Raw genomic sequence first — 11,456 nt, forward strand, 5'->3', positions numbered from 1 at the left:
CTCACGGTTCCTTCCCAGAGTTACTTTACCTTACGTAAGGTAAAGTAACTTCCATGAGACCCAGTGCACGGAACGAGATCCTCGATGCGGCCGTCCGCGTCGTCGACGCCTCCGGAGAGGCCGACATCACCTACGAGGCGGTGGCGCAGGAGGTCGGTCTGACGAAGGCCGGCCTGCGCTACCACTTCCCCTCACGGGACGCGATGATGATCGCGGTGATCGAGCACGTCGTCGCCCGCTGGCAGCGCGAGCTCGTGGAGGAGCTGGGAGCGCCACTCGAGACGTCGACGCTCGAGGAGCGGGTGCGGGCCTTCGTCGCCTTCGCGGGGGAGGGCGGGGCGAGCCAGGGTGAGTTCGTCGTCTTCGCCGAGGCGGTCAGGCGTCCCGAACTCGCCGCTCCCTGGCTCGAGTACCTCCGCACCTGGTTCGGGTTCGGCGAGGACACCGATTCGACCTCCCTCCTGCTCGTCTGGTTGGCGGCGAACGGCCTCTGGATCGCCGAGGCGACCGGCATCCTCGACGTCGGCCGCGACCAGCGCGCCGACCTCGTCTCGCGACTCCTGGCCCTCGCTGGAGGTGAACCCCGATGAAGAAGTGGCTGATCCTCTCCGCCGCCATCCTGCTGGAGGTCACAGCGACCCTCTCGCTCCGAGGCTCGATCGAAGACCCACGGTGGGTGATCCTCGCGGTGGTCGGATACTCCGGTTCCTTCATCGCGCTGTCCCTGCTGCTCCGGATGGGCGTGCCGATCGGGGTCGTCTACGGGATCTGGGCGGCCGCCGGCGTCGCACTCACCGCGGTGCTCGCGTCGCTCGTGTTCGGCGAGCAGTTCACCTTCATGATCGGGCTCGGCATCGCGATCGTGATCGCCGGCGTCGTGCTCGTGGAGACGGGCCACGCCCCGGAGTCGCCGAAGCCTGTCGCGACGAACGAGGAGGTCGGCGCATGACCTGGTTGCTTCTGGCCGGTGCCATCGTCACCGAGGTCGCCGCGACGCTCTCGCTGCGGGCGTCCGAGGGGCTTCGCAAGAAGCGCTGGATCGCGCCCGTCGTCGTGCTCTACCTCACGGCGTTCGGCCTCCTCACGATCGCGCTCGCGAACGGCATGCCCGTCGGGATCGCCTATGGCATCTGGGCCGCCTGCGGGGTCGCCCTCACGGCCATCGGTGCGCGCGTGCTGTTCAAGGAGAAGCTGACGCCGAAGATGATCGTCGGCATCGGCCTGATCGCGGTCGGTGTCCTCGTCATCGAGCTCGGTTCGCAGGCGCACTAGCCCGCGCAGATCATCGCCCCACACTCACTCTCCGACCGAAAGGAAACGCGTGTTCACCATCGCTCCCGCCTCGCCCGCCGACCTCGAGCAGGCCGCGGCCGTGCTCGCGACCGCCTTCCGACAGGACACGGTCACCTCGACGCTCGTCTCCGGTTCCGATCGTGAGCGCCGGCTCGCCCTCCTCTTCGAGGCGATGCTGTGCTCGGGTGCGGCATCGAGTGGCCGCGTCGACCTCGCTCGCCGGGACACCGACGGCGTCGTCCTCGGTGTCGCCGTCTGGGAGACGCCGGACGCCCGCCACTCCGTGCTCGACCAGGTGCGGCAGCTGCCGAGGTTCGCCCGTGCGCTGGGACTGCGCGGACTTCCGCGAGCCATGCGCCTGCAGCGGACTCTCGCGCTGCACCGTCCGGTCGAACCGCACTGGTACCTCGCACAGATCGGCGTCGGCGACGGCGCTCGCGGGGCCGGTGTCGGGGGTGCGCTCCTCGAGTCACGCCTGCGCGCCATCGACGTCGACGGCCTCCCCGTGTACTTGGAGTCGTCGAACGAGCGCAATCGCGCGCTGTATCGGCGAAGCGGATTCCGGAGTATCGCCTCGATCCCGGGGATCCCGGGCGCGACGCCGGCTGCGATGTGGCGGGAGGTCGCACGGTCCGCTCCTGCGTCGACCGTCCCGGCGTCGACGGACAGGCGCGGATCGGCCGTTGACGCTGGACTCCCGTCGCCGGCCTGACCGTGGCCTGACGGGGTGGGGACCGGTACCCATTGAACAGATGTCGGGTCTGCGGCATCCTCGTCGAGAGCGATACCGCTCGTGACCGACAGCCTTGGGGGGCTCCTGTGGACAGCAACGTGCTCGCGATCATCGCCATTCTCGTCCTGCTCGCCATCGTCGGGCTGGGGGTGTTGAAGGGACTCGGGCGCCGGAAGATCCGGGAGGCCGGCGAGAGCAAGCAGGCCAGGATCCCCGCTACCCTGCAGGAGTTCGGTCGCTCCGTCATCCTCGGGACCGACACCGCCGGTGCGGTCGCGCTCATCGAGGCCCTGCCGAAGAGCCGGTTGAAGTCCCTGCGTCCGGGCGTCTGGGGCCTTAACCAGATCTCCAAGGAGGACGCGGTGATCGAGGTGTGGCCCGCGGGATCCGGCGCTGAGGTGCTGGTCACCTCGCTGGAGGAGAACTTCGGGTTCCCGCAGGGGCTCGACGGCTGGCAGCGCTTCACCGGTCAATTGGAGGCCGCTGCGACGGCGCAGGGTGTCTCCGTCCAGCGTGGCGCGCGGGCCTTCCAGTACCAGCCGGCACCCGCGAACTCCCTCGACCGCGCGCACTGGGTGCTCGCCAAGGTCGTCGCGCTGTAGCGCTGCCGGTCGCTCGACGAGTCCGCTGAGGCGGTCGCCGACTCACCGCCGCGGTCACGCCAGGCGTCGCCGGTAGACGAGCGTCGCGAACCCGTACGCGACCACGAGCAGCCCGACGCACCACGCGAGCGCGATCCAGATCTCGCCGCCGACGGCCTCGGCTGCCAACAGTCGTCGGATGGTGTCGACGATCGAGGTGACGGGCTGGTGCTCGGCGAACCAGCGCACCGGGCCCGGCATGGTGTCGGTCGGGACGAACGCCGAGCTGATGAAGGGCAGGAAGATCAGCGGGTAGGCGAACGCACCCGCACCGTCGGGACTCTTCGCCGCGAGCCCGGCGATCACGGCGACCCAGGTCAGCGCGAGGGTGAACAGGGCCAGGATCCCGACGACGCCGAGCCAGGCGAGCGGACCGGCCGGGGATCGGAACCCCATCACCAGGGCGACCGCCACGACGATGACGAGCGACAGGCCGTTGGAGACCAGCGACGTGAGCACGTGCGCCCAGAGGATCGCCGATCGTGAGATCGGCATGGAGTGGAACCGCTGGAAGACACCGCTCTGCAGATCGGTGTACAAGCGGAGCGCCGTGTACGCGATGCCGGAGGCGATCGTGATGAGCAGGATGCCCGGGAGCAGGTAGGTGACGTAGGTGTCGGTGCCCGTCGCCAGGGCTCCGCCGAAGACGTAGGTGAACAGGAGCATCAGGGCGATCGGGGTGATCGTGACCGTGATGATCGTGTCGAGACTGCGCGTGATGTGCCGCATGGATCGACCCGTCAGGACACTCGTGTCGCTGAGGAGGTGCGAGCGTCGTCGGGCGACGGCGGGACGGGCTGTGGGTGCTGTGAACGTGGTCATGATTGCTCCCTGTCGGTGTCGGAGTGCGTCGTGGAGATGTCGTTCCGGGCGTCGCGATGGCCGATGATGGCGAGGAACACGTCCTCGAGGCTGGGCTGCTTCTCGACGTACTCGACCGCGGCCGGCGGCAGGAGTCGCTTGAGTTCGGACAGGGTCCCGTTCGCGATGATGCGGCCCTCGTGGAGGATGGCGATGCGGTCGGCGAGGTGCTCTGCCTCGTCGAGGTACTGGGTGGTCAGGAGGACGGTGGTGCCGTGTCCGGCCAGCTCCGTGATGACGTCCCAGACCTCGAGTCGTGCTTCCGGGTCGAGCCCCGTGGTGGGCTCGTCGAGGAAGACGACCGAGGGGGCACCCACGAGGCTCATGGCGATGTCGAGGCGACGCCGCATCCCGCCCGAGTAGGTGCCCGCTCGTCTGGTGCCGGCATCGGTGAGGGAGAACCGCGCGAGGAGTTCGTCGGCGATCCGTTTCGGCTGCGGCAGGTGACGGAGTCGGGCGACGAGGACGAGGTTCTCGCGCCCGGAGAGGGTGTCGTCGACGGCGGCGAACTGGCCGGTCAAGCTGATCATCTCGCGGACCCGGGCGGCTTGCGAGACGACGTCGAACCCGCCGACCTGCGCGGTGCCGCCATCTCCACGGAGCAGTGTCGAGAGGATGTTGACGACGGTGGTCTTGCCGGCGCCGTTGGAGCCGAGCAGGGCGAAGATGCTGCCGCGTTCGACGTCGAGGTCGACGCCGCGCAGGACGTCGAGTGTGCCGAAGGACTTGGTGAGTCCGCGGAGGTGGATCGCGGATGTCGGCGCAGTGGCGGGTTGTGCGGTGGTCGTGGGCATGGTGTCCGGCCTTTCGGGGTCGCTGATGGACGCGCTCGGCGGGGCGCTAGGTGCGGGTGGAGTGGCCGCCGAGGCGGTCGCGGATGGGCGCGACGAACAGCGCTACCCAGGCGCGGTGTCGATGGTCGATGGTTGCGGCGTCGACCTGGTGCCTGTGGTGCGGTCTGCGGTAGGAGGTGCGGTGTGCCCGGCTCTGCGGATGGTCAGTGCGGTGGCGTCGGGGAGGTCAGCGAGGGTCGCTGCCGGGACCGGTGCCGTGCGCAGCGGCGTCGATCGCGCTCGTGAGGCGTGCGCGTTCCTTGAGGATCCACTCGCCGGGTGCGTAGTTGCGGATGAGTTCCTCGATGAACTCGATCGGGTCGTCGCCGACGATGCTGCGGATCGGCATGTCGTTGGCTGCGGCCTCTTCGAAGAGCTCGGTGAGGTTGTCGAGGAGCGGGAGCAGGTTCGTGCTGCGCGCGGAGGCGAAGTAGTACACGTAGTGCTCGAGTGCCTCGACGGTCGTCCGGTAGTTGGGCGGGAGCGCCCGGGTGCGTGCGCGAAACCGCTTGTAGTGCCGTTTCTCCTCGATCATGCGGCTGAGGAACATGGTCAGGACCTTTCGTCTCGGAGCTGTTCGAGTCGCTCGGACAGGAAGCTCCAGGTGTTCCAGAACTCGGCGAGGTAACGCTCGCCGTCGGGGTTGAGGGCGTACACCTTGCGGGGTGGGCCCTTCTCGGAGGGGCGCTTCTCGATGCTGACGAGCCCCTTCTGCTCGATCCGGACGAGGATCGCGTAGATGGTGCCTTCGGCGATGTCGGTGAAGCCCTTGTCGCGCAGGCGTGCGGTGATCTCGTAGCCGTAGGCGGGGGAGCCGGCGAGCAGGGCGAGGACGATGCCCTCGAGCGTCCCCTTGAGCATTTCGGTCATCTGCTTCGCCATGGCACTCCTTGCTGACTACTGAGTGGTACTAGGTACTGGTAGATAGTAACACTGAGTACCGGTTGCGCAAGGGGTGTTTTCGACCCAGGTTTGCGGGATCTCGTCCGGCCCCTGAGCTTGTCGAACGCGGTGGATCCGTTTCCGGTCCCTGAGCCTGTCGAAGGGCCCGCCGACCGCCCAATCGCCTACAGGTTCCCGAGATAGGCCAGGCGCTCGCCACCGAGCTCGATCGCCAGCGCCCGCTGCCGCTTGATTCGCCGCCAGCGCACGATGAAGAGCACTGTACCGACGGCGGTGAGCACGAGGCTGACGCCGAGCATGATCGGCCCGGTCGCGCCGAGCTCCTCCGGGTCGACGGACAGGAGGGCACCCGCGAGGACACCGACGCCGCCGAGGCAGGTGCCGGCGTACGCCCCGGCCGCGAACAGGCGCGACGCGGGGATCGGGCCGAGGAAGTGCTGCAAGAGCACGGGCGGGAGTCCGCGGCGGCGTTGTTCCGGGCCGCGTCGGTCGAGCCAGTCAAGGGAGAACCGCTGGGCGATGCGGATCTCGCGTGCCCGTGCGATGCCGCCGACGATCCACGCGACGAACGCCAGTAGCGCGGATCCGACGACCGCGACAGCGACGAGCGCGTTCGCGTCGGACGGCAGGAGGCGGTCGATGACCCCTTCCGCGATGGCCGCCCCGAAGATCGCGAGCAGGCCGATGCCGGCGAGCCCGATGAGGATCCGGTCGCAGACCTTCCGGAGGGTGTGCGCGCCGACCGTCTCCGGAATCGGTTGCAGGTGGACGACGTCGTCGTCGTCCGCGAGCCAGGACCGCACCCGAGCCTGGTCCTGTGGCGGAATCCACGACGGCAACTCGCGTCCGTCGTCCGGGTCGCCGCGCTCTGCATCCCGACCGCCGCGTTCCGCGTCCCGCTTGCCGCGTTCCGCGTCCCGCTTGCCGCGCTCCGCATCCCGATCGACGCGCTCCGCATCCCGATTGCCGAGCGCCCCATTCCGGTCACCGAGCTTGTCGAGGTGCACTCGGTCGACGATCTGCTCGGCGGCCAGCCGGGCCGGGTCGTCCGGTCGACGGAACCGGTCATCGTCCGTGTCGTCGTCGACCGCCGTCGCCTCGTCCTCGTCCGCGACGACCGACCCGTACTGCGGCGCAGGCGGCACGAGGGGAGTGGGGTTCGGGGGTTCGGGCGCCGCTGGAGCCACGTCCTGATGCGCGCGCACGACTTCCTCCACTGCGCCCTGTGCGGCCCGCATCGCCTCATCCCGGATGCTCCGGCCGAGCGGCCCCGCGGCCTGGACCACCGCTTCGAGCAGCTTCACGTCGCCGGTGGACTCCGCCACGGCGATGCAGTCGGCGATGAACCCGCGTCGACCGATCGCGACATCCGAGCCCTTCCCGGCGAGTGAACGGGAGATGCGTTCGCGGCCGACGTCGAGGGGATCTTGACCGGTGTCGTCGGGGATGCCGCTGCCGGCGATGAGCGCGACGAGTGGCACGAGGTCCGACGTGGGGAGGCTCCGGAGCCAACCGCCGTTCACGATGATGCGCGCGCGTGCGCTGGTGTCGGTCGTGAGTCGCAGGCTGAGCGCCGGCGTGGTCGCGGCGGGATTGCGGGTGAGGAGCTCGCCGCTCACGATGGAGCGCATCGGGATCGTCTCGCCGCCGAGGAGCGCGGTCCCGCGGACGGTGTCGACGCCGACCGGGCGGAAGGCGGTCCGGAGGTAGGACAGGCAGATGCCGGCGGTGAGGAGGAAGCAGAACGGAATGGTGATGATCGGGGCGAGCGCGACGTCGAAGACGGAGTCGATGATGCTCCCGAGGCCCCACCCGACGACGGCGGCGAGGATGCCCGACAGGATGACGATCAGGACGAGGTTCGCCCGGACGGGAGGTCGGCCGATCATGGTGAATCCGTCGTTCGTCGGTCCTGGTGCTGCGCTCACATCGTCCTCTCGGCAGGTGGTCGCATCGACTGTTCCATGTCGGCGCCCGTCGTGTCGATGGGGAGTGCTCCTGTGGTCCCGGGCCGCACCCGCCCCCCTGAGCGACCATCCGGGTCCCTGAGTGAACACGCCGGCCCCTGAGCTTGTCGAAGGGCCGCCCCTCCCGCTCCCCGAGCCTGTCGAGGGACGATTCGCGTCTTCGGCTTCCGTGTTGTAGGCTCTACTTCGGCCTGCCGAGCCGAAGTTCTCTTCTCTCAGCAAGCAATGCGCCCGTAGCTCAACGGATAGAGCATCTGACTACGGATCAGAAGGTTGGGGGTTCGAATCCCTTCGGGCGCACGTTCTGAAAAGCGGTCCACTTCGGTGGGCCGCTTTTTTCGTCCCGCGTGACAGCAGGATATCGGCGCGAGAACCGGATGGAATCGCGGGAAATCTCCGGTTCTCGGGCGTTTGTCCTGCTGTGGTGCCGAGGGCGCTACGCCCCGCAGCTGCCCAGCGTGCCCGTGAGTGCCTGGCGGTCGGCGTCGTCGACCGTGAGGTCGTACGCCATCAGGACGAGGACGAACCGCGCCGCGTACTCGCAGTGCGACGCGACCGCCGGCGGCATCCAATCGCCGGGGCCGGAGTCGGACTTCGACGAGTTCGTCGCGCCGTCGACGGCCTGCAGGTTGATCGGGTCGTTCGCGAACTGCTCGCGCTGCTCCTCCGTCCACGTGTTCCCGCCGTGACGCCAACCCCACGCGAGCGGGACGACGTGGTCGATCTGCACGAGCTGACTCGACCGCTCACCGCGCTGGAAGTCGATCGTCGTCCCCGTGTAGAGGTCGTGCAGCGCTCCGGTGAGGACGACGCAGTCGCGGGTCCCCGGCTTGAAGGTGACGTCGACGAGGTCGCGTGCCAGCACGTCGTTGCGGGTGTCGCAGCCGTTGCGGTCGATGTCGGCCCAGCGCTGACCGAACCGGTCCCGGTCGTAGCCGGTGGCGACCCGGGTCGCGGTGTCGACGTCGGCCAGCGCGTCTTCGACGGCGGTGGCCGAGACGACCAACTGCCCGGACGCGTCCACGACAGCGAAGCCGGCGGCCTCGAGCGATGCCCGTGCGCTGGGACTGACCGCTGCAGGCGTCGGCGCGACGGATGTCGGCGTCGGTGAGCCTGGTCCGCCGAACACGTTCCCGCCGTCGACCTGCGTTGCGACGAGCGCCACGACGGCTGCAAGGAGCGCGACGAGCAACGCCAAGGGAGTCTTCTTCATGCTGGGTGCTCTCCTCGGGGTCTGCTCCACCAGCGTAGGGGTGGGGGCTGACATGAAGGTTGCACAAGCCCTTCGACAGGCTCAGGGACCGGCGGAGGTGCGCTCAGGGACCGGGAATGGCCCAGGGACCGGGGGAGTGGCTCGGGGACCGTGGCCCTTCGACAGGCTCAGGGACCGGCGGAGGTGCGCTCAGGGACCGGCGGAGGTGCGCTCAGGGACCGGGGGAGGTGTTCTCAGGGACCGGGGGACTGCCGCTCGCGGCAGGGGCGGGATAGGGTCGAGCAGACACAGGGTGCCCCACAACGGGCGCCCGCGATCAAGGAGGATCACGTGTCAGGTAACAGAGCTGTCGCCTACAAAGCAGCGGGTGTCGTCGAGGTCATCGACATCGACTACCCCACCTTCGAACTCAAGGACGGACCGGGGGTGAACCCGGCCAACGTCGGCCGGAAAGTCCCCCACGGTGCCATCCTCAAGACCGTCGCGACCAACATCTGCGGCTCCGACCAGCACATGGTCCGCGGCCGCACCACGGCACCGCCGAACCTCGTCCTCGGACACGAGATCACCGGTGAAGTCGTCGAGGTCGGACCGGACGTCGAGTTCATCAAGGTCGGTGACATCGTCTCGGTGCCCTTCAACATCGCCTGCGGTCGCTGTCGCAACTGCAAGGAGCGCAAGACCGGCATCTGCCTCAACGTGAACCCCGACCGCCCGGGCAGTGCCTACGGCTACGTCGACATGGGTGGCTGGGTCGGCGGCCAGGCCGAGTACGTGCTCGTGCCCTACGCCGACTGGAACCTGCTGAAGTTTCCGGACCGCGACCAGGCGCTCGAGAAGATCATGGACCTCACGATGCTCTCCGACATCTTCCCGACCGGCTTCCACGGTGCGGTGACGGCGGGCGTCGGCGTCGGCTCCACCGTCTACGTGGCAGGCGCGGGTCCCGTCGGCCTCGCCGCAGCGACCGGGGCCATGCTCCTCGGCGCCGCTGCAGTCATCGTCGGCGACATGAACGCCGACCGGCTGGCGCAGGCGCGGAGCTTCGGTTGCGAGACCGTCGACCTCACCAAGGGCGAGCCGGCGGAGCAGATCGAACAGATCCTCGGTGTCCCGGAGGTCGACTGCGCGGTCGACGCCGTCGGCTTCGAGGCTCGTGGCCACGGCGGTGACGCGGGTCATGAAGCCCCGGCGACCGTGCTCAACTCGCTCATGGACATCACGGCGGCCGGCGGCGCGCTCGGCATCCCCGGGCTCTATGTGACGGGTGACCCGGGCGGCATCGACGAGGCCGCGAAGAAGGGCGCGCTGTCGCTGAGCCTCGGCACCGGCTGGGCGAAGTCGCTGTCGTTCACCACCGGTCAGTGCCCGGTCATGAAGTACAACCACGGCCTCATGATGGCGATCCTGCACGACAAGGTGCACATCGCGAAGAACGTCAACGCCACCGCGATCACCCTCGAGGACGCCCCGCGCGGGTACGCCGAGTTCGATGCGGGGGCTGCGCAGAAGTTCGTCCTCAACCCGAACGGGTATCTGGACGCCGCGTAGGAGGCACGGAGACATCACCGAGAGCGCCCGTTGCGTCGTCTGGAGAGCATCAGGACGACGGAACGGGCGCTTTCGGCTGCCCTTCGACAGGCTCAGGGACCGGGGTGGAGTAGCTCGGAGACCGGGTGGAACGGCTCGGGGACCGGGAGGTCTCGACTACTGAGTTTTCACCGAAACGCGTCCTGCGGGGCATCCGGTACGGCGTTGTCTGACGAACTGCTGAGTGAACCGTGAGATTCCCTCCTCTCGGTCCGTCTCTCCAATGACGCGGGAAACCGACGGGGCCCTGGGGCCCGTCCCGCGACGAAGAGACCCCCACTCGCACAAGGACGACCATGCAACACTCCTTCCTCGCATCCGAATCAGATCCGGAGAGCGACTCCGACACCGGCCCGCCGCTCGGCAGCACGAGTAGCTCGGTGTCGACGGTTCCGATCCGCAAGGTCACGGTCAGCGGCGACGACCCGGCGGTCGCCCGGCAGAACTACGAGCGCGCCTACGACGGCAGCCGCTTCACCGTCACCCGCGGTTCCGAGCCGTTCTCGTTCCAGTGGGTGTCGATCGGCGACGACCGCGTCTCGCTCCGCACCGCGACGATGACCGGGCACGTCACCGGCGAGACCCCGGGCCTCACCGACTACGTGGTCTCGTGGGTCACGACTGGCGGCGGGTGGATCGTGCGTCGCGACGGCCAACGGATGGAGATCCCGCGACACCCGTTCGTCCTCCCGTTCCACCGGCCGTACACGGTGCACCTCACCCCGCATCGGCAGAACTCCGTGCTGTTCTCCGCACCGTACCTCGAGGACATCGCGACCGAGATCCACGCCGGCCCGAGTCAAGCGGTGTCCTTCGACCTCGAGGCGACGCCGACACCCGAGGCGATCGAGCGCTGGCGCGTGGCGCTGAACGCCTCCACCCCGGTGCTCACCGACGAGACGGCCCCTCCGCTGCTCCGCATGAACGCCCAGCGACCGCTCGCCCTCGCGCTGCTGCAGCTCGCACCGTGGGCGGTGGTCGACCTGCCGGAGCCGCTCCGCGAGCCCTCGATGGCGCGCACCCGCCTCGCGGTCGAATACCTGCACCACCACGCGGCGGAGCCCATCACGCCCGCCGACGCGGCGAAGGCGGCCGGGCTGCACACGAGGACGCTGCAGCTCCACTGCCGTCGCGAGCTCGGCATGTCGCCCACCGCCTACCTGCGCGACATCCGCCTCGACCGCACCCGGCGCGAGCTCGCCGACAGCTCGCCGCAGGAGACCACGGTCGGCGAGGTCGCGAAGCGGTGGGGGTTCGTCCACCTCGGCCGCTTCGCCTCCGCCTACCGGAACCGCTTCGGCGAGGGCCCGAGCCAGACCCTCCGCGCCTGATCGACGAGTCGCGAATATCCAGAAACTGAGTGCTTCGCGACGAAAACGAGATCGACCGTGATGATCGGGCGTGACGCGCAGTCTCATAGAT

13 protein-coding genes and 1 tRNA gene are annotated in these 11,456 nt (G+C 68.9%); 8 read left to right on the top strand and 6 right to left on the bottom strand.

The features are described 5' to 3' along the window. Positions 1-53 precede the first annotated feature (53 nt). The 5 genes from IFT89_RS04585 (at position 54) to IFT89_RS04605 (ending at position 2,628) form a co-directional block, all read left to right on the top strand. Entirely contained in the window at positions 54-590 is a 537-nt protein-coding gene (locus tag IFT89_RS04585; protein ID WP_121292360.1) for a TetR/AcrR family transcriptional regulator, read from the top strand. Next, a complete protein-coding gene (locus IFT89_RS04590; protein ID WP_202938358.1) occupies positions 587-949 on the top strand; it encodes a DMT family transporter in 363 nt (120 codons plus the stop codon). The genes IFT89_RS04585 and IFT89_RS04590 overlap by 4 nt, the downstream gene beginning before the upstream one ends. Further along, positions 946-1,272, top strand: coding sequence for a DMT family transporter (locus IFT89_RS04595; protein ID WP_202938359.1), 327 nt, complete (start codon positions 946-948; stop codon positions 1,270-1,272). The genes IFT89_RS04590 and IFT89_RS04595 overlap by 4 nt, the downstream gene beginning before the upstream one ends. 49 nt (positions 1,273-1,321) lie before the next feature. Next, positions 1,322-2,005 (top strand): GNAT family N-acetyltransferase, encoded by a 684-nt coding sequence (locus IFT89_RS20710; protein WP_202938360.1) that lies wholly within the window; start codon positions 1,322-1,324, stop codon positions 2,003-2,005. A 107-nt stretch (positions 2,006-2,112) separates the two neighbouring features. Next, positions 2,113-2,628: a hypothetical protein gene (locus tag IFT89_RS04605; protein ID WP_202938361.1), complete on the top strand. Its 516-nt coding sequence runs from the start codon at positions 2,113-2,115 to the stop codon at positions 2,626-2,628. A 54-nt stretch (positions 2,629-2,682) separates the two neighbouring features. Here IFT89_RS04605 and IFT89_RS04610 read toward each other — a convergent pair whose 3' ends face one another. From IFT89_RS04610 to IFT89_RS04630, 5 genes are all read right to left on the bottom strand, one after another. Next, positions 2,683-3,489 (bottom strand): ABC transporter permease, encoded by an 807-nt coding sequence (locus IFT89_RS04610; protein WP_124767532.1) that lies wholly within the window; start codon positions 3,487-3,489, stop codon positions 2,683-2,685. Next, positions 3,486-4,322, bottom strand: coding sequence for an ABC transporter ATP-binding protein (locus IFT89_RS04615; protein ID WP_202938362.1), 837 nt, complete (start codon positions 4,320-4,322; stop codon positions 3,486-3,488). The genes IFT89_RS04610 and IFT89_RS04615 overlap by 4 nt, the downstream gene beginning before the upstream one ends. A gap of 226 nt (positions 4,323-4,548) precedes the next feature. Next, positions 4,549-4,911, bottom strand: a complete 363-nt coding sequence (locus IFT89_RS04620; protein ID WP_124767530.1) for a DUF1048 domain-containing protein — start codon at positions 4,909-4,911, stop codon at positions 4,549-4,551. Positions 4,912-4,913: 2 nt separating this feature from the next. After that, entirely contained in the window at positions 4,914-5,243 is a 330-nt protein-coding gene (locus tag IFT89_RS04625; RefSeq protein WP_079706510.1) for a PadR family transcriptional regulator, read from the bottom strand. Between the two features lie 185 nt (positions 5,244-5,428). Next, complete coding sequence (locus tag IFT89_RS04630; protein ID WP_202938363.1) at positions 5,429-7,192, bottom strand: hypothetical protein; 1,764 nt, start codon at positions 7,190-7,192, stop codon at positions 5,429-5,431. 266 nt (positions 7,193-7,458) lie between these two features. Here IFT89_RS04630 and IFT89_RS04635 point away from each other — a divergent pair. After that, positions 7,459-7,531, top strand: a tRNA-Arg gene (locus IFT89_RS04635). 136 nt (positions 7,532-7,667) lie between these two features. On the opposite strand, the gene IFT89_RS04640 is transcribed toward IFT89_RS04635, so the two are convergent. Continuing rightward, positions 7,668-8,444 carry an HNH endonuclease family protein gene (locus tag IFT89_RS04640; protein WP_202938364.1) on the bottom strand — a complete coding sequence of 259 codons (777 nt, stop codon included), beginning with the start codon at positions 8,442-8,444 and terminating at the stop codon, positions 7,668-7,670. Positions 8,445-8,774: 330 nt separating this feature from the next. Between IFT89_RS04640 and fdhA the strand changes: the two genes are divergently transcribed. Continuing rightward, complete coding sequence (gene fdhA / locus IFT89_RS04645; protein WP_079706515.1) at positions 8,775-9,995, top strand: formaldehyde dehydrogenase, glutathione-independent; 1,221 nt, start codon at positions 8,775-8,777, stop codon at positions 9,993-9,995. Positions 9,996-10,330: 335 nt separating this feature from the next. Then, positions 10,331-11,365 (top strand): helix-turn-helix transcriptional regulator, encoded by a 1,035-nt coding sequence (locus tag IFT89_RS04650; protein WP_202938365.1) that lies wholly within the window; start codon positions 10,331-10,333, stop codon positions 11,363-11,365. Positions 11,366-11,456: the final 91 nt, after the last annotated feature.

Origin of the sequence: Plantibacter sp. CFBP 13570 (assembly GCF_014841395.1) — a bacterium.
Classification (GTDB): Bacteria; Actinomycetota; Actinomycetes; order Actinomycetales; family Microbacteriaceae; genus Plantibacter; species Plantibacter auratus.